Source organism: Prauserella sediminis (genome assembly GCF_014195435.1).
Taxonomy (GTDB): domain Bacteria; phylum Actinomycetota; class Actinomycetes; order Mycobacteriales; family Pseudonocardiaceae; genus Prauserella; species Prauserella salsuginis.
The window spans coordinates 692,392-716,365 of record NZ_JACIBS010000001.1 but is presented as its reverse complement, the minus strand read 5'-3'; the positions used below and the strand labels follow the sequence as shown (position 1 = coordinate 716,365).

Annotated in this window: 20 protein-coding genes; 9 read left to right on the top strand and 11 right to left on the bottom strand. The window is 69.1% G+C overall.

Annotated elements, in window-relative coordinates; translation table 11 throughout:
* Positions 1-197: 197 nt before the first annotated feature.
* The 4 genes from FB384_RS03170 to FB384_RS03155 all read right to left on the bottom strand — a co-directional run bounded on the left by FB384_RS03170 (position 198) and on the right by FB384_RS03155 (position 3,963).
* Complete coding sequence (locus FB384_RS03170) at positions 198-1,493, bottom strand: TRAP transporter large permease (RefSeq protein WP_183778995.1); 1,296 nt, start codon at positions 1,491-1,493, stop codon at positions 198-200.
* On the bottom strand, positions 1,493-2,068 hold the full coding sequence (locus FB384_RS03165) for a TRAP transporter small permease (protein ID WP_183778993.1): 576 nt from the start codon (positions 2,066-2,068) through the stop codon (positions 1,493-1,495). Before FB384_RS03165 ends, FB384_RS03170 begins: the two co-directional genes overlap by 1 nt.
* Positions 2,058-3,137 (bottom strand): TRAP transporter substrate-binding protein, encoded by a 1,080-nt coding sequence (locus FB384_RS03160; protein ID WP_183778991.1) that lies wholly within the window; start codon positions 3,135-3,137, stop codon positions 2,058-2,060. Before FB384_RS03160 ends, FB384_RS03165 begins: the two co-directional genes overlap by 11 nt.
* A gap of 100 nt (positions 3,138-3,237) precedes the next feature.
* A complete protein-coding gene (locus FB384_RS03155; RefSeq protein WP_183778990.1) occupies positions 3,238-3,963 on the bottom strand; it encodes an IclR family transcriptional regulator in 726 nt (241 codons plus the stop codon).
* 119 nt (positions 3,964-4,082) lie between these two features.
* Between FB384_RS03155 and FB384_RS03150 the strand changes: the two genes are divergently transcribed.
* Both FB384_RS03150 and FB384_RS03145 read left to right on the top strand, forming a co-directional pair.
* A complete protein-coding gene (locus FB384_RS03150; protein ID WP_183778987.1) occupies positions 4,083-5,249 on the top strand; it encodes an acyl-CoA dehydrogenase family protein in 1,167 nt (388 codons plus the stop codon).
* 10 nt (positions 5,250-5,259) lie between these two features.
* Positions 5,260-6,402, top strand: coding sequence for a CaiB/BaiF CoA transferase family protein (locus FB384_RS03145; RefSeq protein WP_221212631.1), 1,143 nt, complete (start codon positions 5,260-5,262; stop codon positions 6,400-6,402).
* Between the two features lie 384 nt (positions 6,403-6,786).
* On the opposite strand, the gene FB384_RS03140 is transcribed toward FB384_RS03145, so the two are convergent.
* The gene (locus tag FB384_RS03140) at positions 6,787-7,758 is read right to left on the bottom strand and encodes a helix-turn-helix domain-containing protein (protein WP_183778982.1); all 972 of its coding nucleotides are present in this window, start codon (positions 7,756-7,758) and stop codon (positions 6,787-6,789) included.
* Positions 7,759-7,829: 71 nt separating this feature from the next.
* On the opposite strand from FB384_RS03140, the gene FB384_RS03135 reads away from it, so the two are divergent.
* Positions 7,830-9,107 (top strand): MFS transporter, encoded by a 1,278-nt coding sequence (locus tag FB384_RS03135; protein WP_183778981.1) that lies wholly within the window; start codon positions 7,830-7,832, stop codon positions 9,105-9,107.
* 153 nt (positions 9,108-9,260) lie between these two features.
* Here FB384_RS03135 and FB384_RS03130 read toward each other — a convergent pair whose 3' ends face one another.
* The gene (locus FB384_RS03130; RefSeq protein ID WP_323985108.1) at positions 9,261-10,280 is read right to left on the bottom strand and encodes a nitronate monooxygenase; all 1,020 of its coding nucleotides are present in this window, start codon (positions 10,278-10,280) and stop codon (positions 9,261-9,263) included.
* Between the two features lie 687 nt (positions 10,281-10,967).
* Entirely contained in the window at positions 10,968-11,852 is an 885-nt protein-coding gene (locus tag FB384_RS03125; RefSeq protein WP_183778980.1) for a phosphatase PAP2 family protein, read from the bottom strand.
* 127 nt (positions 11,853-11,979) lie between these two features.
* Here FB384_RS03125 and FB384_RS03120 point away from each other — a divergent pair, with 127 nt between their 5' ends.
* Entirely contained in the window at positions 11,980-12,576 is a 597-nt protein-coding gene (locus tag FB384_RS03120; RefSeq protein WP_258937247.1) for an LURP-one-related/scramblase family protein, read from the top strand.
* Positions 12,577-12,578: 2 nt separating this feature from the next.
* Here FB384_RS03120 and FB384_RS03115 read toward each other — a convergent pair whose 3' ends face one another.
* The 4 genes from FB384_RS03115 to FB384_RS03100 all read right to left on the bottom strand — a co-directional run bounded on the left by FB384_RS03115 (position 12,579) and on the right by FB384_RS03100 (position 16,971).
* Positions 12,579-12,758, bottom strand: coding sequence for a hypothetical protein (locus FB384_RS03115; protein ID WP_183778978.1), 180 nt, complete (start codon positions 12,756-12,758; stop codon positions 12,579-12,581).
* 165 nt (positions 12,759-12,923) lie between these two features.
* Positions 12,924-14,243 carry a mannitol dehydrogenase family protein gene (locus FB384_RS03110; protein ID WP_183778976.1) on the bottom strand — a complete coding sequence of 440 codons (1,320 nt, stop codon included), beginning with the start codon at positions 14,241-14,243 and terminating at the stop codon, positions 12,924-12,926.
* Entirely contained in the window at positions 14,243-15,772 is a 1,530-nt protein-coding gene (gene uxaC, locus FB384_RS03105; protein ID WP_183778974.1) for a glucuronate isomerase, read from the bottom strand. The genes FB384_RS03110 and uxaC overlap by 1 nt, the downstream gene beginning before the upstream one ends.
* Positions 15,773-15,966: 194 nt before the next feature.
* Positions 15,967-16,971, bottom strand: a complete 1,005-nt coding sequence (locus FB384_RS03100) for a LacI family DNA-binding transcriptional regulator (protein WP_183778972.1) — start codon at positions 16,969-16,971, stop codon at positions 15,967-15,969.
* Positions 16,972-17,140: 169 nt separating this feature from the next.
* On the opposite strand from FB384_RS03100, the gene manD reads away from it, so the two are divergent.
* From manD to FB384_RS03075, 5 genes are all read left to right on the top strand, one after another.
* Positions 17,141-18,388, top strand: coding sequence for a D-mannonate dehydratase ManD (gene manD / locus FB384_RS03095; RefSeq protein WP_183778970.1), 1,248 nt, complete (start codon positions 17,141-17,143; stop codon positions 18,386-18,388).
* Positions 18,389-18,507: 119 nt separating this feature from the next.
* On the top strand, positions 18,508-21,000 hold the full coding sequence (locus FB384_RS03090; protein WP_183784870.1) for a glycoside hydrolase family 31 protein: 2,493 nt from the start codon (positions 18,508-18,510) through the stop codon (positions 20,998-21,000).
* An 11-nt stretch (positions 21,001-21,011) separates the two neighbouring features.
* Positions 21,012-22,037: a TRAP transporter substrate-binding protein gene (locus FB384_RS03085; RefSeq protein ID WP_183778968.1), complete on the top strand. Its 1,026-nt coding sequence runs from the start codon at positions 21,012-21,014 to the stop codon at positions 22,035-22,037.
* An 8-nt stretch (positions 22,038-22,045) separates the two neighbouring features.
* The gene (locus FB384_RS03080; protein ID WP_183778966.1) at positions 22,046-22,558 is read left to right on the top strand and encodes a TRAP transporter small permease; all 513 of its coding nucleotides are present in this window, start codon (positions 22,046-22,048) and stop codon (positions 22,556-22,558) included.
* Positions 22,558-23,862: a TRAP transporter large permease gene (locus FB384_RS03075; RefSeq protein WP_183778964.1), complete on the top strand. Its 1,305-nt coding sequence runs from the start codon at positions 22,558-22,560 to the stop codon at positions 23,860-23,862. Before FB384_RS03080 ends, FB384_RS03075 begins: the two co-directional genes overlap by 1 nt.
* Positions 23,863-23,974: the final 112 nt, after the last annotated feature.

Genomic DNA, 23,974 nt, shown 5'->3' with positions numbered 1-23,974 from the left:
CCTCCCACATTGAACGTTACGTCTGCTGGATGACGTGGAGCTGCCTGAACGGCTCCTGAAGGCCGTGGCCGGTGGCCTCCTCACCCGCGATGTGGATGTTGTAGAAGATCGCCTGGTTGAGCAGGCGTCGTTGTTCGTTGCACCGCCGGTACAGCTCCTTCGCAGCGTTCGAGTAGCTTCAGGTTTCACCAGCGCGGCTACTCCGTCGAGGCCATGGTCTCCGGTAGCCACAACACGATCTCCGGCAACGCGATCAGCAGCGCGGCCACGGCGACGACCGCGAGCACGAACGGCAACGCGCCCCAGAAGACCTCCGCCGTGGGGCGGCGTGCCGTGCGAGCCACCACGAAGACGTTCAGTCCCAGCGGTGGACTCACGAGCCCGATCTCGGCGAGCAGCACGATCAACACGCCGAACCAGATGGGGTCGTAGCCGAGCTCGGTGACCAACGGGAGCACCACGGGAACGGTGAGTGCCAGAATCGCGATCTGGTCGAGGAAGAACCCGAGGATCACGTAGCACAGGAACAGGATGATCACGACGACGATCGGCGCGACGTCGAGCGAGGCCACCCAACTCACCACCGTCGGCGTCACCCGCGTCGAGGTGATGAAGTAGCCGAGGATGTGGGCACCGAGAATGATCATAAGGATCATCACGCTGGAACTGATGGTCTCGGTGACGGCGTGTTTGATCGTGGCCCAGTTCGCCCGTTTCCTGGCGGCCAGTAGCGCGAAACCGCCAACCGCACCCAGTGCGGCAGCTTCGGTCGGCGTCGCGACTCCGAAGTAGACGGTTCCGGTGACGAGCGCGAACAGCAGCAGGACCGGGCCCGCCGATCGGAGGTTGCGCAGCTTGTCGGCCCAGGCGTGCCGCTGGCCCGCGGGTGCGGACGACGGATTGATCTTGATGAGCACGACCAACGTCGCGACGAGCGCCAGCGTGACCAGCGCGCCGGGCAGGAAGCCGGCGACGAGGACCTGTCCGACGCTCTCCTCCGCGATGACCGCGTAGAACACCAGGATGATGCTGGGCGGTACGAGCGCGGCCAGCGTGCCGACGACCGCGACGAGGCCGGTGGAGATCCTGGGGCTGTAGCCCGAGTCGATCATCTTCGTGGTCGAGGTGTGTGCGAGCGTAGCCGCGGCGGCGGTGCTCGAGCCGGAGACCGCAGCGAACATCGCCCCCGCCCCGGCCGCCGCGATACCCGCTCCACCACGGATCCGGCCGACCCATACCTGCGTGGCGCGGAAGAGGTCGTCCATGACACCGCTGGCCACGACGAACTGTGCCATGAGGATGAACAAGGGGATGGGCGACAGCGAGTACGACGACACCGCGGCCGCGGGCGCCGACTGCAGCACGCCCAGCACGTCGGAGAGTCCACCGTGGACGAACAGCCCGAACGCGCCCGCTATGGCGATGGCGAAGCCGACCGGAACCCTGATGAGCAGCAGGGTCAGCATCACCACGATCACGATGAGCACGGACATCAGGCGTTCCCCTCCGTCTCGTCCCCGGCGCCGCGCCGGTGCCCGGTGAACACGTCCCAGAGCAGTCGCACGGTCAGCAGCGCGGCCCCTATCGGCACGAGCACGTGCCACGTCCACGTCGGGATGCTGAGCTCGGCCCCGCCGGGCGGCGGGATGTCGTGGGCACGCCAGGCGTGGCCGGTCGACAGCATTCCTGCCCAGAGCAACAGCACGGAGAACCCGAGCATCAGCACGCGCGCCACCAGTGTCATCGCGGTCTGCACCTTCGCGGGGCACCGTTGGTAGACGGCGTCGATAGTGACGTGCGCACCCGCCCGCACCGTGTAGGCCAGCGCGAGGAAGAAGAAGCCGGGAAGCAGGTAGTCCTGGATGAAGCTGAAGCTCCAGCCCAGTGGTGCTCCGACGAAGTAGCGCATGCCGGTCTCGAACACCATCAGCAGCGTCATCGCCATCAGCACGGAGCCCGCCAGGACGAGCCCCGCGCGTTCGATCGCCGAAACGGCGCGCAGAACGACGGGTGCGCGCCGTGCCGCGCCGGAAGGCGATTCGGGCCGGGTATTCGTGTCAGTCGTCATGGCTGTCTCGTTCCGCTCGGCGGAGCTCGTCCTTGAGTTCACGCAGCGCGGCCTTGCCGGACCGGTCGATCTCGGCCATGTCCGCCGCCCAGCGCCGGTGGATCGGCGCGGTCGCCTTGTCCCAGGCATCCCGCTCGGAGCCGGAGATGCGATGCAGTTTCACTCCGGCGTCGCGCATCGTCTGCCTGCCCTCGGCATTGCCCTCCTGCAACGCGGTGCACAGGCTTCGCGTGGCCTGCTCGCCCGCGCGCCGGAGTACGTCGCGCAGGTCCGGTGGTAGCTCGTCCCACACGCTGTCGCTGATGCTGTAGGTCATGGTGAAGCTGCCCAGCCGGGCGCCCACCGTGGCGTTGCCGGTGACCTCCTCGAGGTGATATGGCTCGGCGCTGACCGGGCCGAGCACGGTCCCGTCGACCGTGCCGCGTGAGATCGCCTCGTACATGTCGGTGGCAGGCATGCCGACCGGTGCGGCGCCGAACCCCTCGACCGCGCGGTCGATCGTGCCGCCCGACGAACGCAGTTGCAGGCCGCGCAGATCGGAGGGAACCCGCACGGCGCGCGAACCCGTGAGTACCTCGTAGTCGGGGATCATGCCGACCACGAGCGGGCGCAGGCCCTTGGGTTCGAAGTCCTCGCGGTAGAGCAGCCCGTCCTCGGACATCAGGTGTGCCACCGCCAGCGAACCGGTGCACGAGTCCTCGACGAGCCCGGGCAGGTCGGCGACGCCGGAGAGTGGAAGCTCGGCGGGCACGTACGCGGGCGCGACCGAGGCCAGGTCCACGACACCCGACCGGATCAGCGACGGGAGGTCGGCCGCGTCGCCCATCTGCTCGGCGGGGAAGTAGTCGAACCGGATCCTGCCACCGGATAGCTCGGACGCCTTGTCCATGAGCACGCTGGCGCCTGCGTCGGCGAACGGGTGGCCGTCCGGGTAGGAGTCGGCGACCGTCAGCGTGTAGACGCCGCCTGACTCGACGCTCGGGGCAGGCGGGGCACAAGCGCTTGCCAGGACGAGTATCCCGAGCGATGCCGCCAGTTTTCGGACGCACCGGTGAGGTGACTGCCGCATTGCATCACCGTTTCTAAATACGAATGGCTATGCTGATATGCCACCGTATGGAGTGATGTGGCGCACTGTCAACGGCAATCGGCCGCCGAATGCGGCCCGGTCAGGAGAGGCGCGCGGCCACCGCGCGAGTGGCCTCGACCAGTGCTTCGGCGATCTCCGGCAGGCGCTCCGCAATGCGGGTCGTCGGCCCGGCGACCGCGATCGCGGCGAGTGTGCGGCCGTGTACGACGACCGGCCTTGCCGTGGCACTGACGTCGGGTAGCGTCTCGCCGCGGTTGATCGCGACACCCTCGGTGCGAACGCGTTCGAGCTCCGTGCGCGCCTCGTCGAGCCTTGCCGGATCGACGATGATCGAGTTCAGGTAGGCGTCGCGTTTGCGTGGCGACCGTGCGGCAAGCAGTACTTTGCCCGCGCTCGGCGGAAACAGGGGCCGGCGGTGCCGCAACGGTGCCGAGTAACGGATCAGCTGCCGCGACTCGGCGGCGGCGATGTAGACGACCGAGTCGCCGACGCCGGTGCCGAGCATGGCCGTCTCATCGAAGGCGTCACGCAGTTCCTCGAGGGTCGGGCGTGCGGCGTCGGCGAGGTTGGGACGCTCGGCGGTGAGCAGGTTGCCCAGTGCGGGTCCGAGGTGGAACCCGCCGTCGTCCTCGACGAGGTAGCCGGTCGATACCAGGCCCTTCACGAGGCCGAAAACCGACGACTTCGGCGCGTCCAAAGCGGACGCCAGTGTGCCAAGCCGGATCCCGGGTTGCTCCGCGGCCAGTTCGAGGATGGCAGTCACCCTGCTGACCGTGCGGTGGGATTTCGCGGCCGATTCGGTCATGTCCACTCCCGTGCGTTCGTATGTACGAACGGTACCCATCGAGTTCGCGGTTGACAGCGTGGGGTTGCGCTACATATGTTCAGATATAAGAATCAGAAGTCCTATATAGGGATGAGTTCGTGCATTTCGAGCTGACTGACGACCAGCGCCGCCTGCGCGAGGCCGCACGCGACCTCGCCGCCGCGTTCACCGACGAGTACTGGGCCGATTGCGATGTGAACGGCGAGTTCCCGTGGGAGTTCTACCGAGCCTTCGCCGACGGGGGCTGGCTCGGCATCGCCATCCCCGAGGCCTACGGCGGCGGAGGGCTCGGCCTGCTCGAGGCGTCGCTGCTGATGGAGGAGATCGCCGCGTCCGGGGCGGGGATGAACGGGTGCAGCACGATGCACCTTTCCATCTTCGGACTCAACACGATCGTCAAACACGGCAGCGCACGACTGCGCGAGGAGATACTGCCGCGCGCCGCCGACGGCAGCCTGCACGTGTGCTTCGGCGTCACCGAACCCGATGCGGGGACCGACACCACCCGCATCGGCACGTTCGCCCGTAGAGACGGTGACGACTACGTGATCAGCGGCCGCAAGGTCTGGATCACCAAGGCCGGTCAATCGCAGAAGATGGTGCTGATAGCCAGGACCACACCGCGCGCCGACGTCGTCAAACCGACCGACGGCATGTCACTGTTCCTGATCGACATCGATTCCGACGCCGTCGAGCTGAAGCCGATCCCGAAGCTCGGGCGCAACGCCGTCGCGTCGTACGAGGTCTTCATCGACAATCTGCGTGTACCGGCGTCGGCACGGGTCGGCGAGGAGGGCAAGGGCTTCGCCTACTTGCTCGACGGGTTGAACCCCGAGCGGATCCTGCTGGCCCACGAGGCACTCGGCATCGGCAGGGCCTCGCTGGCCCGCGCGGTGCGCTACGCGAACGAACGCGTCGTCTTCGACCGTCCCATCGGCCGCAACCAGGGTGTCGCGTTTCCATTGGCCGAGGCCGTGACCAGACTCGACGCGGCCGAGCTGATGGCACGCAACGCCGCGTGGCGCTACGACAACGGGCTTTCGTGCGGGCGGGAGGCGAACATGGCGAAGTACCTGTGCGCCGACGCCGGGTTCGCCGCCGCTGACCAGGCGATCCAGACGCACGGCGGCATGGGGTACGCGCGCGAGTACCACGTGGAGCGGTACTTCCGGGAGTCCCGCATCCTCCGGCTTGCCCCGGTCAGCCAGGAGATGGTGCTCAATTATGTTTCCACGAAGGTTCTCGGCCTACCGAAGTCCTATTGAGGGGAGATCGATGCCGACCTCCGACGGAGCCCTCGCTGGGGTCAGGGTTGTCGACCTGTCGCGGGTGCTTGCCGGGCCGTTGTGCACGCAGATGCTGGCCGATCACGGCGCTGAGGTGATCAAGGTGGAGCCACCTGCCGGCGACGAGACCCGCGGGTGGGGGCCGCCGTTCCTGGGCGACGGCACCAGCGCCTACTTCAACGGGCTCAACCGCAACAAGCGCAACATCGTGCTGGACCTTGGTGCGCCCGAGGGTCAGGCGACCCTGGGGCGGCTGCTCGAGGATGCGGACGTACTGGTCGAGAACTTCAAGGCCGGGACACTCGCCAAGTGGGGCTTCGACGACGGCCACCTGCGCCGTGTCTACCCACGTCTCGTCCACAGCAGGATCACCGGGTTCGGCGTGGACGGGCCGCGCGGCTCGGCTCCCGGATACGACGCCATCCTCCAGGCCTATGCGGGGCTCATGAGCATCAACGGTGAGGCCGACGGCCCCGCGCTCCGTATCGGAGTGCCCATTGTGGACATGGTGACCGGCATGCTGTCGTTCTCGGGGATCATGCTCGCGCTCCACGAGCGGCACCGTTCGGGTCGGGGTCAGCTGGTCGACAACACGTTGCTCGACACCGCGGTGACCCTGCTGCACCCGCACTCCGCAACGTGGCTGGCGAACGGGCAGGTGCCGGAACGCACCGGCTCCGCGCATCCCACGATCGCTCCCTACGACACGTTCGCCACGTGCGACGGGCCACTGTTCCTCGGGGTCGGCAACGACCGCCAGTTCCGAGACCTCATGGACGTACTCGGCAAGCCGGAGCTCGCGGACGACCCGCGGTTCGTCACCAACCCCGACCGCGTGATCAACAGGGCGGAGCTGGGCGCCATCGTCGGGGCCCTGCTGGCCGAGCACGAGCGCGAGGCCCTCGGCGCGCGACTGCTGGAACGCGGCGTGCCGTCGTCACCGGTGCACGACGTCGGCGAGACACTCACTGACCCGCAGGTGCTCCATCGCGACATGGTCGTGTCCGACGGCGATTACCGCGGCATTGGTATCCCGATCAAGCTCACGCGCACGCCGGGCAGTGTCCGCACACCGCCGAGGCCGATGGGTGCCGACACAGCCGACGTGCTGCGCGAACTGGACGGCTCGTGAACGCCTACCCGCGTCGTCAGCGAACCGGATGTGTACCCCGTGCTCGCCGGTGTCCCACACACGGTTGAGCCGGTGCAGGTGCACATCGCAGCGCGATGGGCTGATCACTCCTCCTTGCGGGGTCCGTCACCCGCGCCAGCCTCCATGACCTCGGCACGCAGCATCGAGCAGGGCCAGGTGAGGCGGGCCAGGTGCGGCCGGTGGTGGTGCGGTGCCCCGGTTGTCGAGTACGCGGGCGACGGCCTTGGACCCGGCCGGTCTCGGGTGCAGAGGCGGCAGATCAACCGCACGATCGCTGCTTCGGTCTCGTGCGGTGCGAGATGGTGGGTCTCGGACCAGCGACTGGGCCGGGTTCATCGCCGGCCCGAGGTTCGTAGGCCGGCTTCAGTCTGCTGGGCGTGCCTCGGGCCTGCCGCGTCCGGATTGGAACGTGCGGCGGTAGGCGTCCGGAGAGGTGCCGACCCGCCGGTTGAAATGTCGGCGGAGCGTGGCTGCCGTGCCGAGCCCCACCTGCGCTGCGATGTCGTCCACGCTGTCGTGGACCGTTTCCAGCAATTCTTGGGCACGCCGGATGCGTTGCGTCAGCAGCCATTGCAACGGACTCGTACCGGTGACGGCGAGGAACTGGCGGCTGAGCTGGCGTGGGCTCAGGCCCGCCTCACGGGCGAGGTCGGTGACGGTCAGCGGTTGGTCCACGCGCTCGATCGCCCAATCCAGCAGGCCGTTGAGGCTGTGACCGTTGCCGGAGGACAACGGTGTGGTGACGAACTGTGCCTGCCCACCGTCACGATGGGGCGGTACGACCAGTCGTCTGGCCGCGCTGTTGGCCGCTGCGGCGCCGTAGTCCGTGCGGACCATGTGCAGGCACACGTCGATTCCGGCCGCTTGTCCAGCCGAGGTGAGCACATCGCCGTCGTCGACGTAGAGCACGTCGGCATCGACGTCGATCCCCGGGTACTGCTGCGCAAGTGCCTCGGCGTACGACCAGTGCGTGGTGGCACGTCGCCCGTCGAGCAGTCCCGCGGCGGCGAGCACGAAGGCGCCCGTGCATATCGACGCCACTCGGGCGCCGCGTTCGTGTGCGGTCCGCACGGCGTGCACCAACTCGGGCGGCGGAGTCACGACGGCGTCATCGCAGGCAGGGACGATCACGGTGTTCGCAGCTGCCAGTTCGGTGAGCCCGCGTGGGCTGTCCACACGGAACCAGGCGCCGACCCGGGCACCCGGTGTGGAACACACGGTCAGGTCGTACCAGCTGTATGCGGCCTCCGGTCTGGGAGAGCCGAAGATCGCGCAGGGGATCGAGAGCTCGAACAAGGACATGTTGTCGGTGATTCCGAGCGCGACAGTCCTCATGTCTTGAATTGTACGTATGTTGTCGTTTCAGACACTCGTCGTCCTCGCGGCTGTGGCCGAGCATGATCGTCATGACGAGACGAGCACCGAGCGCGGACACGTCGCACCACACGAGCGACCAGCACGCCGGCTCCCGAAGCAACGATTGGCTGCCCATCGGCCTCGGCGTGGCCGCCGTCGGCTGGGGTGCGAATCAGTTCGCACCGTTGCTGCTGATGTACCGGTCGGAATTGGCGGTGTCGGCAGCGACCGTCCAGGCTGCGTACGGCGTCTACGCGCTCGGCCTGGTTCCGGGACTGTTGCTGGGCGGCCCGTTGTCCGACCGCCACGGCCGTCGACGGGTGATGGTCACTGCGTTGATCACATCGATGGCCGGGAGTCTGCTGCTGATCGTCGGTGGACAGGCGCTGGTGGGGTTGTTCGCGGGGAGATTGGTTGCCGGAGTGGCCAGTGGTGCGGCGTTCAGCGCGGGTATCGCCTGGATCAAGGAACTGTCCGCGGGCACGGCTTCGGATCCCGGCCCCGGCGCTCGGCGCGCGACGGTGGCGATGACGGCGGGTTTCGCCGGAGGCCCACTCGTCGCGGGGCTCGTGGCACAGGTTGCCCCGGTTCCGACCGCTTCTGCCTACGTGCCCCATATCGCGCTGATCATCGTTGCCATTCCGTTCACGGTGCGCGCGACGGAGACCCGCACACCGAACCCGGACGTCGCGCTGTGGAGTCCGCTGCGACTCCCCGCGAGGTCGGCACGGCGCTTCCGCAGGGTCGCATTGCCGCTCGCGCCGTGGGTGTTCGGCGCCTCCTCGATCGGGCTTGCCTACTTGCCCGGATCGGCCGCCGACCGCATGGGGAATGCGGTGCTGCTGTTCAGCGCCATGGTGACCGCGGCGACGATGATCTCCGGCATTCTCGTACAGCCGCTGGCCCGCAGGGTCCAGCACCCGACCAAGCCGAGCTCGATCACGACAGCGTTGGCAATCGTGGTGGCCGGCCTGCTGCTGGGGGCGCTGTCGGGTGCCCACCCGTTGCTCGTCGGCGGATCAGCTCTGGTGCTCGGCGCTGGGTACGGCTGCTGCCTCGTAGCCGGTTTGACGGAGGTTCACCGGTTGGCTGGATCGCACAACCTGGCCAGCCTGACCGCGGTGTTCCAAGCGGTTGCCTATACCGGCTTCTGCGTCCCCTATCTGCTGGCCGTCTTCGAGTCCGCGCTGTCCCCGGCGGTGCTGCTCTGTGTCACCGCGGTCCTCGCCGGGTTCACGCTGGCCTGGACCGTGCGTGAAGCGGTGCGGAACCCGCCGGACGACCCCGCGTCCGGCGTGCCGGCCGACGGTGCGCGGAAACGTGTTTGACGCGGCTCGCAGGGCTGCCGACCGGCACTTCGCGGTTCCTGCGCCGTCACACTGTCTCTTCCGGCGGGGACGTCGTCTCCGTCTGTCGCTTCCGCGTCCGGTCCCGGCCGCGTCGCGCTCGTAGACGCCGCAGGCCCCGAACCCGACTCGCGGTCAGCTCTCACCAGCCAGGCGGGCCAGGGTGTCGGCGACCGGCTCCTCCCGAGCGTCGCGGTGTCCGGTTCCTGCCCAGAGATGGATCAGCCCGGTGTCGCTGGCGCTGGAGGCGGCCTTACGCAGCGGGCTGGTGAGGTGGTGCACGGCGGGATAGGCGCAGGGGGCGATCGGCTCGTACCGATCCGTGAAGCGGTTCCGCAGCGCCCGTGCGGGGCGCCCGGTGAAGGCGCGGGTGACGACGGTCGCGTCGAAGTCGGGATCGACCAGTGCGGCCTTGTGCGGCGCGGACGTTCCGCTCTCATGGGTACGCAGCAGCGAGGTGCCGACGGTGACCGCCTCGGCGCCGGCGCCGACCGCGGCGGCGACGTCGGCGGGCCGGCTGATTCCTCCTGCGCCGATCAGCGGAAGGCGGGTGTCGGCACGAACGTCCCGGAGCAGGCGCGGCAACGGAACCTCGGGTGGCGTCCGCGTCGGGGTGAACGTGCCGGAATGGCCGCCTGCGGCCGAGGACTGGACGATGAGGGCGTCCACCCCGGCCTCCTCGGCGAGTCGTGCCTCGGGCGCCGAAGTCACGGTCTGCACCACCATGCTCCCGGCCGCGCGCAAGGCGGCGACGACGTCGCCGTGTGGCAGGCCGAAGGTCAGCGACACGACCGGTACCGGATCGGCGAGCAACAGGTCGATCTTGGCCGCCCAGTGGTCGTCGTCCTCGACGGGAGTGTCCGGAAGGTGCACGCCGTAGCGGTCGGCCTCGGACAGGAGCGTGTCACGATACGCGCGATAGTCCTCTTCGGACGCCGGAACGGGATTGGGTGCGAAGAGGTTGACGCCGAACGGCACTCCGTCACCGCGGACGGCGGCGATCTGCTCGGCCAGCGCCGCCGGTGTCTTGTAGCCGCCTGCGAGGAATCCCATCGATCCCGCATGCCCGGCTGCGGCGACGAGGTTCGGCGCGGTCGGGCCGCCCGCCATGGGGGCGGCGAGGACGGGAAGGCTGATGCCGAGGTCGGTGAGCACGAAACTGTCCTTTCGGGAGCGGCGGCCGGCGGGTAGATCAGGCCGTGGTGAGCGGTCGGGGAGGCGGACTCGGATCGCGGCCGCGGCGCCGACGCTAGGTGGCCCTGCCTGTGTTGTGAAATGCGTGTCGAGCCGGTTATATGCCGCTCGGGCATAGATGCTGGTGAGGCTCCGGTCGTGGCGCCGTAGCACTACCGAGCAGGTCCGGGCCCGAACGGGAACCGCGGCCGGGTGCAGGGACGGCACCGTTCGGCTCGACGCCAGCGGGACGCTTCCGGAGCCGCGGGTTCGTCGGGCCGGTCGGATCGGCCGGGGTGCACTCCTGGTCCTCGGTGGTCACCACGGGCCGGTTGACGGCGACGGTTCCTGGTCGTCTACGGAAAGACATGCCCCTCGAACGAATCGTGGCGACGGGCGAGACCGAGAACGCCGAGACCGAGGACGCGGAGACCGAGGACGCGGAGACCGAGGACGCGGAGACCGAGGACGCGGAGGCGGATTCCGCCGAGTCGGCGGAATCCGAGAACGACGCCGGCTCGTCCTCCGAGACCGGCGGCTACAGCGAGGGCTTCGGTAGTGAGATCGACGGCGCCGGGATGCGACCGCGGGCGAGCTCGGTGCCGCCTTCCCCGTCGCCTGCGGCAACGGTCATGCCGCAGGCCGAGGTCGGCGCAGTGAGAGCGCCGGCTACGGGATCTCCTGTCTCCGCCAGGTCGCGAGGAACGCCAGCGCCGCGGCGACGGAGCCGAACGAGGCGAGCGAGTGCGCCGACAGGTAGACGACCCACGCGTTCTCCTGCACGGTCGCGTCGAGGCCCTCCCGGGCCAGCGGCACGGCGATCAGGAACACGCCCATGCCCAGCAGCAGCACCCCGAACAGGGCGGTGCACGCCACGAGCACCACGCGCGGGATCCGCCGGGGGCCGTCGTGGCGGCGCACCGCGCCGCGCCGGACGAGCCACCACGACACGAGGCAGGCCACGGCCAGTGCGATCGCATCGGCGGCGAGAGTGTCGGAGAGCCGGTGCCATTTGGCGGTGACGGTGTAGGCGCCGATTCCCACGGCCCACGACAGCACCAGGAACAGCGCCACCCCGCGCCACCGGTAGGGCACGACGATCAGCACGGCGAACAGCACCGTCATCGCGATCGTGGTGTGACCGCTCGGCAGGCTGTTGTCGACGTACGGACCCGTCACCTCGACCAGCTCCGGACGCGGCAGGATGTAGCGCTTCAGGGCCTGCGTGACGACCTGTCCCGCCACGATCACGCCCACCCCCGCGATCGCCAGGTCGAGGCGGCGGCGCAGCAGGCCGATCAATGCCACGACGGCAACGGCGGCGGCCAGCGAGTACATCGTGATCTCGTCGAGGGCGTTGTCTGCGGCCGCCTGTTCCTGCGCACCGACTTCGTCGGCACCGCGCAGGGCCGCGTTCTCCAACGTCTGCCCGAGCGCGGTCTGTACCGCGGCCACGTAGACGCCGACGGCCACGATCGCGCTCACCGCGGCGACGATCGGCCAGCGTCGCCACGGCGTCCCGGCCGGATCCGCACGCGTCTCGCTGTCGTTCATCGCAGGATTAGAGCACACGGCGTAGTGTTGCTCGGCCGATCGGCGTTGTTCCGTCGTCGCGGGTCGGTGCGGCCGTGCGGTCACCGAATGCGCGGCCACGCTGGCACAGCCGTGCCATACTCGCCGCGTGACTGCACCCATGCACCTGCCGAAGTTCTTCGTCCGCCAGCGGATCACCATGATGGTCAATCGCTACGAGATCCGCGGCGTCGGCCAGGACGGCGGCGAAGGTGAGCTGATCGCGTTCGCGCAGCAGAAGCGGATGAAGCTGCGCGAGGAGATCATTTTCTACTCGGACGAGACGCGCAGCCGCCAGGTGTTCTCGTTCAAGGCCAGGCAGAAACTCGACGTGCACGCCGAACACGACGTGTACGACGAGCACGGACGGGCGCTCGGCGGGTTCAACAAGGAGTTCGGCAAGAGCCTGCTGCGTTCGACGTGGCAGCTGTACGGTCCGGGCTACTCCGCGAAGGGTCAGGAGCGCAGCAAGTTCATCGCCGTTCTCCGCCGGATCTGGACGGTGATCCCGTACCTCGGCGATGTCTGGGTGCCGTTCCTGTTCCACTTCGACTTCGCCGACAACGAGACCGGACAGCCGGTGATGACCAGTCAGAAGGGTGTCGCGATCCGCGACAAGTACACCGTCACCGTGCCCGACCCCCGCATCGACTTCCGGGTGGCCGCCAGCATGGCCGTCGCACTGGACGCGCTGCAGTCACGGTGATGTCAGTGCGGGTGCTCGCCGAGCAGGCCGCCGGCGACCAGGTTCGCCAGGTCGCCGGCGGTGCGCGCCTGGCTGTCGGTGGTCACCGGCTGAGGTCTGCCGAGCCGGTGCGCGAGCGGTAGTTGCTTCAACCACTTCGCCGGTCCGCCTGCGGAGCAGAGGCTGTACTCGCGCCTGCGCAACGCCGATCATGCCCGGCGAATCTGGAGTGTTTCCGAGGAACTGGCGGACGTCCGGTTCCCGGCTGTGCACCAGGTGTGAGGCACGGCGTTCCGCGCGACCTCACGGGTTCCGGCCGGCGTCACGGGTTCCAGTGACCTCACGGGTTGCAGTGGGAATCACGGGTTTCAGCGGACAGAGTGGTGCAGGTGATCGACGTAGTCGTCGACGGCGGAGACCAACTCGCGGTCGTCGGCCAGGTCGGTGTCGATGGCCGACAGGACCCGCCGGGCACCGTCATCGGCCCGGGCCAGGGCGACGAGTTCGTCGGCGCGCGGGTCGGCGACCTCCCGGTCCCGCAGGTGGATCAGCCACCCGGCCAGTGCCGCGATCGCCGGTTCCGGCAGCCGCTGCCGCGACCGTTCGGCGCGCAGCACCGGCAGGATCCGAGCGGGGATTTTCTGCGAGCCACCCACGGCGATGTGCAGCAGATGATGGCGGATGCCGCGGGAGGAGAATCGCCGCAGCAGCCGCTCCCGGTAGTCGACCAGGTCCTCGGCGGGCAGCGACGCGTGCCGTGCCGCGGTGTCCCACCACGATTCGGTCAGTGCGGCCAGTACGGGATGCCGCACGGCCTCGTCGACGGTGGCGCAGCCCAGCGCGGGGCCGGTGTAGGCCAGCAGCGTGTGCGCACCGTTGAGGAACCACAGTTTCCGCTGTTCGTACGCGGCCAGGTCGCCGACGAACCGGGCTCCCGCGTTCTCCCACGCGGGCCTGCCGGCGGGGAACTCCCCGGCCAGCAACCACTCGCTGAACGGCTCGGTCACCACGGGGGCGTGGTCGTCGAACCCGGTCAGCCGCGCCGCTGTGACGGCGTCGTCCGCTGTGGTGGCGGGGGTGATGCGGTCGACGACGGTGTCGACGAACGACACGTGGTCCTCGAGCCAGCAGCGGAAACCGGAGTCCTCGCCCTCGGCGGCGTTGCGCACCGCGTCCCGCAGTACGCTCCCGTTGCCGGGCAGGTTGTCGCAGGGGACGAGCGCGATCGGGGCGCCGCCCGCACGGTGACGGCCACGCAGCCCGGCAAGCACCCGGCCGATCGCACTCCCGTCATCGTTGCCGGCGGCCCGGTAGCCGGCCTCGGTGATCGTCAGCGTCAGCAGTGCGACGTCGGGCGAGGCCAGGTCGGCGAGCCACCGGTCGGTGTCGCCGCCGGGGTGGGCACGGCTGATCGAATCGACGATCCGGGTCTGGGGCTCCCCGTCGCCGCGCACCTGCAGCGTGTACAGCCCGTCCTGCTCGGTGAGCCTGCGCGGCAGCTCGGCGTTGCGGAACGTGTACGCCGCGACACCCCAGTCCGGGTCGGCCATCGTGTACACGGCCTGATGGGCCCGGTGGAAGGCGCCCAGTCCCAGGTGGACGGCGCGGACCGGGGCCGGCGGGCGCGCACCGGCGGAGGCGCGCGTGAGCCGGGGCGTCGGCGTCGAAACCGGGTTCGGCGTCGGCATCAGAGTCGGAACGCGGCGCGGGGCTGGCGGTCGTGGAGGTCGTGTATCACCTGCGCGGCGTCGTCCTCACCGATCAGATGCTCGGCGACCAGACCGGACAGGTGGGCGGCGTCGACCCGGCGGGCGGTGTCGTGGCGGGCCGGGATGGAGCAGAACCCGCGGGTGTCGTCGATGAACCCGGCGTTGCGGTAGAACCCGGCCGTCTCGGTGACCGCGTCGCGGAACCGGTGCATCGCGCGGGGAGCGTCGAGGAACCACCACGGCGCGCCGAGATACACCGAAGGGTAGAACCCGGCCAGCGGTGCGAGTTCGCGGGAGAAGACGGTCTCGTCGAGGGTGAACACGACCGTCTGGAACCGAGGGTTCGTGCCGAACCGCTCCAGCATCGGCTGCAGCGCCCGCGTGAACTCGGCCTGGAGCGGGATGTCGTGGCCGGTGTCGGGCCCGAAGCGGCGCAACGTCTCCGGGTGGTGGTTACGCCTGCTGCCGGTGTGCAGCGCCATGACCATGCCGTCCTCACTGGACATCCGCGCCATCTCGCCGAGCAGCTGCTGGGACAGCAACCGGGCGTCGTCGTCGCTCCCGGTGCCGGAGCGGACGCGGTGGAACAGCCGCTGCGCCTCGTCGGCGTCGAGGAACGCCGTACGGGCGTCGGGTGCGCTGTGATCGGTGGCCGTGGCGCCGTGGGCGCGGAAGTACTCCCTGCGATTCTCGAGTGCCCGGACGAGGCCGTCGTAGTCGCCGGTGTCGACGCCGCTCGCGGCGGCGAGAGCATCGAGCGCTGCCGGCCAGTCCGGTTTGGTCGCATCGAGGTAGCGGTCGGGGCGGAAGGTGGGCACCACGCGGCCGGACCACGTCGGATCCTCGGCCAGGGCGCGGTGGTGGGCCAGGTCGTCGGCCGGATCGTCGGTGGTGGCCAGCGCTTCGATGGCGAACGCGTCGTACAGCGCACGCGGCCGGAACTCGGGCAGGCTCAGCCGCTCGGTGAGCTCGTCGAAGAGCTCATCGGCAGTCTCGGCCGAGGGCTGCACCGTCACCCCGAGCACGTCGTGCAGCTGCGCCTCCAGCCACTGCCGTGACGCGGTGCCCAGGAACAGCTGCCAGTGTTCGCAGAAGGCCCGCCACACCTCGCGCGGTGCGGCCTGCTCGGCTCCGTCGCGGTCGCGCAGGCCGACCTGGTTCATGGTCACGCCGTGGGCGTGCAGCAGCCGCGTCACGTAGTGGTCCGGGGTGACCAGCAGCGACGCCGGGTCGGTGAACGCCTCGTTCTCGGCGAGCAGGCGGGCCTCGATGTGGCCGTGCGGGCTGATCACCGGCAGGTCGCGGACGCGCTCGTAGAGCCGTCGTGCGATGGCGCGCTGCGCGGGCTCCGGCGGCAGCAGCCGGTCCGGATGTGGAGCCAGCGGCGTCCGCCCACCGCGTGAGACGTCGCGTGGCGCGGTCGCCGAGCCCAGATTCCGGGGCGCGTGGCCGGACCGGGGTGCCGGACCTGATTCGGATGCGGAAGTGTCTGCCGTGCCGCCGTGCATGCGGGCAGCCTCGCCGCCGCGCGCAGCACATGCAACTTGTTGCCGTCAGTTGTCATCGTGAGCTCACGCCGTCACGGGCGCCGTGTCACCGGGCCGCATGTCAGCGAGTGGCGTCGGTGCCGTGTCCGCGATGGCGCGTGTCGTCGAGTGGCGCCGTGTCCTCGAGTGGCGCCGTGTCCTCGAGTGGCGCCGTGTCACCGGGCCGTGTCGTCGGCCGGCGGGGGAGCGGTGGACCCACGGGTCACGAGGTGTGCGTCGAACTGCGTCGACTCCGGCTTGGTGTGGTGGGCGAGCTGTGCGTGCAGGACGTCCACGGCAGCTCTGCCGAGCCGTTCGGTCGGCCCGGAGATCGTGGTCAGTGCGGGCACGGTGAGGTCGGCGCCGAAGATGTCGTCGCATCCGACGAGGCTGAAATCCGTGGGCACGTTGACCCCGGCGGCCTGCAGCCGTTGCAGGGTGCCGATCGCGATCATGTCGTTGTAGGCGATCGCTGCAGTGGCGCGGTGCAGCATCAGCGCGTCGGCGGCTTCGTGACCGCCCTGCCGGTTCGGCGGGTGGGGCCCGAGGAACGCCGCGTCCAGGCCGAGCGTGGCCGACTCCTCGCGCAGTGCCTGCCAGCGCGCACCGTTGATCCACGAGTTGCGCGGACCGGACAGGTACGCGATGCGGCGATGACCGATGGCGGCCAGGTGGCGGACGGCTTTGCGCATGCCGCCCGCGGTGTCGACGACGAGGCTGGGGATGCCGTCGATCTCGCGGTTGACGATCGCGAGCGGGCGGTGCTGGGCGAGCTGTCGGATGACGTCGTCGGACAGTCGCGAAGTGGCCAGGATCGCGCCGCTGGTGGTCGCCAGCAGTTGCCGCAGGTTGCTGACCTCGACCCGGGGTGACTCGTCGCTGTCGGTCAGGGCGAGCGTGTAGTCGCCCGCCAGTGCCTGGGCCTGGGCGGCCTTGATCAGCGGTGCGTAGTACGGGTTGGCGATGTCGGTGACGACCAGCGTCATCGTCCGCGCCCGTCCTGGCGCCTCCGCGCGGGCGAGGGGGCGCGGCACGTAGCCGATCTCGTCGGCGGCGGCCTGCACCTTCTCGCGGGTGGCGGGGTTGACCCGACTGGGGTGGGAGAAGGTGCGGGACACGGTCGACGCCGCGACCCCGCAGTGCCGGGCCACGTCGTAGATCGTCGGCCTGGGCGCGGTCACTGCTGGTACCTCCGCGACGGTCGAGCCTGGCGGCAACAAATGGCAACTGATTGTCAGTCTACGGGGTCGCTCTTACGTTGAACCGATCGCGAGCCCCCGGTCACGCTCGCCGGCCGTGTGCGCACGGCGGGCCCGGCGGCCACTCGTCGTATGGAGTCAAGGAGGACCAGTGCTCATCGAGCGCGCGGATGTCATCGTCACCAGCCCTGGGCGCAACTTCGTCACGCTCAAGATCACCACGGATGACGGGGTGGTCGGCTACGGCGACGGCACGCTGAACGGCCGGGAACTGGCCGTGGCCGCCTATCTCACCGACCACGTCGTGCCGCTGCTGGCCGGGCGCGACGCGCACGCCATCGAGGACACCTGGCAGTACCTGTATCGGGGCGCGTACTGGCGGCGCGGCCCGGTGACGATGGCAGCCATCGCCGCCGTGGACACCGCGCTGTGGGACATCAAGGCCAAGGTCGCCGGGCTGCCGCTGTACCAGCTGCTCGGCGGGGCCAGCCGGGAGCGGTGCCTGGTCTACGGGCACGCCAGCGGCAAGGACATCCCCGAGCTGTTCGACTCGATCCGCAAGCACCTCGACGAGGGATTCCGCGCGATCCGCATCCAGACCGGAGTGCCGGGCCTGGACTCGGTGTACGGCGTCGCCTCCAGTGCGGCCGCCTCGGTCGGCGGTGCCGGCAGCGACAGCCGGTACGACTACGAGCCGGCCCGCCGCTCGGCGCTGCCCGCCGAGGAGACCTGGGACACCCGCGCCTATCTGCGGCACGTGCCGTCGGTGTTCGAGGCGGTCCGCGGCGAGTTCGGCGAGGACATCGCGCTGCTGCACGACGCGCACCACCGGCTGACCCCGATCCAGGCCGCCAAGCTCGGCAAGTCGCTGGAGCCCTACGACCTGTTCTGGCTCGAGGACGTCACACCCGCCGAGAATCAGGAGGCGCTGCGCTGGGTGCGCCACCACACCACGACGCCGCTGGCGATCGGCGAGGTGTTCAACTCCGTCTGGGACTACCAGCACCTGATCCGCGAGCAGCTCATCGACTACGTGCGCTCACCGGTCACGCACGCGGGCGGTATCACGAGCGTGCGCCGGATCATGGACTACGCGGCGATGTACCAGGTCAAGTCCGGTATGCACGGCCCGACGGATGTCTCGCCGGTCGGACTGGCCGCCGCGGTGCACCTCGGCCTGGCACTGCACAACTTCGGCATCCAGGAGTACATGGTCCACAGTGAACAGACCAGGGAGGTCTTCGGTCCGACGTACGAGTTCGCCGGCGGCGGTCTGCGGCCCGGTGAGGAGCCCGGCCTCGGTATCCACGTCGACGAGGAGCTGGCCGCGCAGTACCCGTACGAGCGGGCGTACCTGCCGGTGAACCGGCTCAGGGACGGAACCGTTCATGATTGGTGAGTCGCGCCCGCACCCCGTCGTTTCCGCGTCGGAACAGGTGCAGGCGTCGTCTCCCGGACAGTAAGCAATTCGTCGGATCGAGAGAAGTTCCCGTGCGTGTCACATCACGAGTCGAGCGAGTGCAGCGGGCCGATGACCAGGTCAGGATCCACACCGACGGTGTCGAGATCCGGCTCGTCATCGTGGCCGACGGCATTCTGCGTATTCGCGCCGGTTTCGACGGCGACTTCGCCGAGGAGTCGTACACGCTCACGACGACGGCGTGGCCGGACCGGCTCGACGAGTTCTTCGGTGCCGAGCGCACCCGGGTGAGTCCGTCGTCGTTCGAGCTCGACGACCTCGGCGACCTCGTCCGGATGACCGGCGGGAACCTGCGGGTGGACATCGAGAAGGAACCGTTCCGGATCCGCGTCCACGACCACGAGGGCACGTTGCTGCATTCCGATGTCGTCGGCCTGGGGTATCTGGCCGACGGGAACGGCCGCCGCAGCCACACGAGCGAGATCTCCGCGGGCGACGCGTTCTACGGTTTCGGTGAGACCACGGGCCCGTTGAACAAGGCGCAGAAGCTCATCACGATGAGCCCGAAGGACGCGCTCGGTTACGACCCGCGCGAAACCGACCCGCTGTACAAGCACATCCCGTTCTATCTCAAGCTGAACCGGGAGAACCGGAAAGCGGTCGGGTACTTCTACCACAACACCCACGACTGCGAGTTCGATCTCGGCAGGCAGCGGAGCAATTACTGGCCCCCGCACAGCCGTTACCGTGCCGACGGCGGCGACATCGACCTCTTCCTGATCGCCGGCCCCGGCATGCGGGACGTGGTGCGGCGCTACACGATGCTGACCGGCAGGCCGCCGTTGCTGCCCAAGTACGCGCTGGGCTACCTGGCCTCGTCGATGTACTACTCCGAAGTGGACTCCGACAGCGACACGGCGATCACCGATTTCATCGACGTCGCCAGGGAAGAGGGCATTCCCGTCGACGGCTTCCAGCTCTCGTCCGGCTACACCACCCAGGACACCGAGGCCGGGCCGAAGCGGTGTGTCTTCACGTGGAACGAGCGCCGGTTCCCCGACCCGGAGGGCTTCTTCGCCGCGATGGCCGAGCGCGGCATCACGGTGTCGCCGAACGTCAAGCCCGCTGTCCTCGACGTCCACCCCGACCTTGAGCAGTTCCGAGGCGAGGACGTCTTCGTCGCCCGCAGCGCCGATGCGGCCGCGGCCCACGGCGAGGGGCCGGCGGTCGGCGCCTGGTGGGGCGGGCCCGGTCGGTTCGTCGACTTCACCAAGCCCGCCGCACGGGAGGCGTGGCGGCGATGGCTCACCGAGGCGGTGCTCGCCAAGGGCACCACGTCGGTGTGGAACGACAACTGCGAGTACGACGGCATCGTCGACACCGATTCCCGGGTGGACTTCGAGGGCGCAGGCGCGACGATCGGCAGGCTGCGCAGCGTCATGTCGAACCTCATGTGCCACGTGACCCGCGACGCCGTGGCCGAGACGGCTCCGGACGCCCGCCCCTACATCGTGTGCCGTTCCGGTCACGCCGGCATCCAGCGCTACGCCCAGAGCTGGGCGGGCGACAACTCCACCTCGTGGGAGTCGTTGCGGCACAACGTCGCCACGATCCTCGGGATGGGCCTGTCCGGCTTCCCCCACCACGGCTGTGACATCGGCGGGTTCCACGGGCCCGCGCCGGACCCGGAGCTGTTGGTTCGCTGGGTGCAGCACGGCGCGTTCCAGCCGCGGTTCTCGATCCACTCGGTCAACTCCGACAACACGGTGACCGAGCCGTGGATGTACCCCGACCACACGCACTACGTCCGGGACGCCATCCGGCTGCGTTACCGGTTGCTGCCGTACCTGTACTCGCTCACGGCACGGGCGGCGGACACAGCTGAGCCGATCATGGAGCCACTGGTCAGCGCCTTTCAGCACGATCCGGACGTCGACGAGGTCTTCGAGGACTTCATGCTCGGCGACTCGCTGCTCGTCGCGAACGTGCTCGAGCAAGGAGCCCGCACGCGCACCGTGCGCCTGCCCGCGGGAGAGACGTTCTACGACTTCTGGACCCGCGAGCGCCACGAGGGTGGCGGGGTCGTGACGAAGCCGGTGGACCTCGGCTCGATCCCGTTGCTGCTGCGCGGCGGCGGTATCGTGCCGCTCGCGGAGAACCGGGTGGACAGTCTCACCCGCGACGAGGTGACGGACCTGCGGCTGATCTGCGTCCCTGACCGGGACGGCCGCTTCACGCTCTACGAGGACGACGGTCTCACCCGGGCTCACGAACACGGCGAGTTCCGCGAGACGCAGGTCCGCATGAGCGCAGGGGAGCGGGTGCAGCTTCAGCTGTCCCGGCGCGGCGAGTACCGCAGCTCCGTCCAGCGGCTGCTGTTCGACGTCGTTCGGCCCGGGCAGTGTCCGCACCGGGTCGACCTCGACGGCCAGCGCCTCCCGCAGTACCTGCATCGTGGCCGGTTCGATGCCGCCGACGCGGGCTGGCACTACGACATCGGACTCGGATCGGTGTTGATCAAGACCCCCGACCCCGGCGGTGATCTCACCGTCGACATCTCGTTCGAGCCCGTCGACATGATCGGCATGTGAGGAAGGCACGCATGAGGAACCGACTGATCAGCGGCATTGTCGCCCTGATCCTCGTCGCGGCCGTGGGCGCGTGCGCGCCCGCGTCGGGTGCGCGGACGAGTGCCGAGGCGACACCGGAGAACCCGCTGGTGCTGACCCTGGCTAACAACCTCGGCGACGACCACGTCACCTCCCAGGCGCTCGACTCGTTCGCGGAGGACGTCGAGCGGCGCAGTGGCGGCCGGATCGTGGTGAAGATCTACGGCAACGGCCAGCTGGGCGACGAACCGGACGTGCTCGGTCAGCTCCACGAGGGCATCGTCGACATGACGCGTGTCAGCGCGCCGGGGCTGGCGACCTACGACCCCGGATATCACACCTTCGGCCTGCCCTACATCTTCAACTCCGAGCGGGAGTTCTACGAGGTGATGGACTCCCCGGAGATGGCGGATCACTTCCGCTCGACCGCCGACAAGGGATTCCTCGGCCTCACGTACTACAGCTCGGGCGCGCGCTCGTTCTACACGCGGGGCACGCCGGTGCGGAAGCCGGAGGATCTGCGGGGGCTGAAGACCCGAGTGCAGGACATGCGGTCCCAGACAGACTTCGTCGGCGCGCTGGGAGCGGCACCGGTCGTGATGGCCTTCGGCGACACCTACACCTCGCTGCAGACCGGCCTGATCGACGGTGCCGAGAGCAACGAGACGGTGCTGACGGAGAGCGCGCACGGCGAGGTGTCCAAGGTCTTCTCGATGACCGAGCACACCTGGATCCCGGACATCCTCGTGATCGGCACGGAGACGTGGGACCGGCTCGACGCGGCCGACGAGAAACTGCTCACCGAGGCCGCCCGCGCCTCGACCGAGCGGCAGAAGGTCGCCTGGGCGGAGAGCATCGAGCAGTCGATCGTCGACGCGAAGGAGATGGGCGTCCGGTTCGTCGACGACGTCGACACCGAGGCCTTCCGCAAGGCCACCCGGCCGGTCGTCGGCCGGTACGCCGAGGAGTATCCCGAGGTCGCGCAGCTCCTCTCCGTCATCGAGTCGGGAAGGAACTGAGGTTCGGTATGACTACACGCGATCGCCTGAACCGAGTGCGGCGGGTGCTCGGCGGCGTTCTCGCCGCCTTCGCAGGCGCCCTGCTCGTCATCATGACCCTGCTGGTGCTGTACCAGGTGTTCACCCGCTACGTGCTGGGAACGCCCGCGGCCTTCACCGAGGAGCTCGTGCGCTACGCGCTCATCTGGACCTCGCTGATCAGCGCCGCGTACGCCTTCCTGCATCGCAAGCACATGTCGCTGCTGTTCCTACGGGACAAGTTCACACCGTCGGTGCGGCGCGCGCTGATCATCGGCACGGACGTCCTCGTGTTGGTGTTCGCCGTCGTCGTGCTGGTGGTCGGCGGCACCATGCTGGCGCTGAGCGCGGCCACGAACTATTCGGCGCTGCTGGGGATCTCCCGCGGACTGGTCTACACGATCGGGCCCGTCGCCGGTGCCGCGATCGTGTTCGCGCAGGTGCTCAACATCTGGGAGGACCTCACCGGTGAGGTCTCGATCGAGACGGAGAGGACAGACTGATGGGCGCTCTGACCGCCGCCGCCATCCTGTTCGGCGCCTTCTTCATCCTGCTGTTCTCCGGCGTGCCGATCTCGATCTCGCTCGGCGTCGCCTCGTTCGTGACCGCACTGATGTTCCTGCCGTGGGACGACGCCACCTACATCGTCGGCCAGCAGATGAACGTCGGCATCGAGAGCTTCTCGTTGCTGGCCGTCCCGCTGTTCATCTTCGCGGGCAACATCATGAACACCGGCGGCATCGCCCGCAGGCTCGTCGACCTCGCACTCGTGGCGGTGGGCCGGGTGCCCGGTGCGCTCGCGCACACCAACGTGCTGGCCAACACGCTGTTCGGTTCGCTGTCCGGTTCGGCCGTCGCGTCGGCCGCAGCGGTGGGCAGCACGCTGCACGACCGGCAGAAGGAAGCGGGCTACGACCCGGCGTTCGGGGCCGCGGTGAACGTCGCATCGGCCCCGACCGGGCTGCTCATCCCGCCGACGACGGCCGCGATCGTCTACTCGACCGTCGCGGGCGGGGTGTCCGTGTCGGCGCTGTTCATGGCCGGGTACGTACCGGGCATCCTCATGGGTCTCGTGATCATGGCGATCGCGTACGTGTTCACGCGGCGGAAGGGATACCCGAAACTCGGCCGCGTCGGGATGGCGGAGGCCGCGCGGGTGCTGCTCCGGGCGGTGCCGGGACTACTGCTGATCGTGGTCGTGGTGGGCGGCATCGTGTTCGGTGTCTTCACCGCGACGGAGGGTGCGGGCATCGCGGTGCTGTACACCATGGTGCTGGCGCTGGCGTACCGCAGCATGTCGTGGCGGGACTTCAAGGACGTCGTGACGCGCACGGTCACCGCGACCGGCATCGTCATGTTCCTCATCGCCGCGTCCGCGGGCATGTCCTGGGTGATGGCCTACACCGGTATCCCGGGTGCGATCACGGACACGCTGCTGGCGGTCGCGGACTCGAAGACGGTCATCCTGCTGCTGATGCTCCTCGTGCTGCTGGTGGTCGGCACGTTCATGGACATCACGCCGGCGATCCTCATCTTCACGCCCATCCTGCTGCCGATCTCCGAGGAACTCGGCATGGACCCGGTCCACTTCGGCATGGTGCTCATCCTCGCGATGTGCATCGGCACCATGACGCCACCGGTGGGGTCGGTCCTGTTCGTCGGGACCGGCGTGAGCGGGGTGTCGATCGAGCAGGTCGTGCCGAAGCTGCTGCCGTACTTCGCCGGGCTCATCCTGGTGCTGTTGGCCGTCACGTTCGTTCCCGCGCTGTCGCTCGGGCTGCCGGGCGTGATGGGGCTGCTCGAGTGACGCCACTGCTCCGGTGACGCCACTGCTCCGGTGACGGCGCTGCTCCGGTGACGGCGCTGCTCGAGTGACGGCGCTGCTCGAGTGACGGCGCTGCTCGAGTGACGGCGCAGCC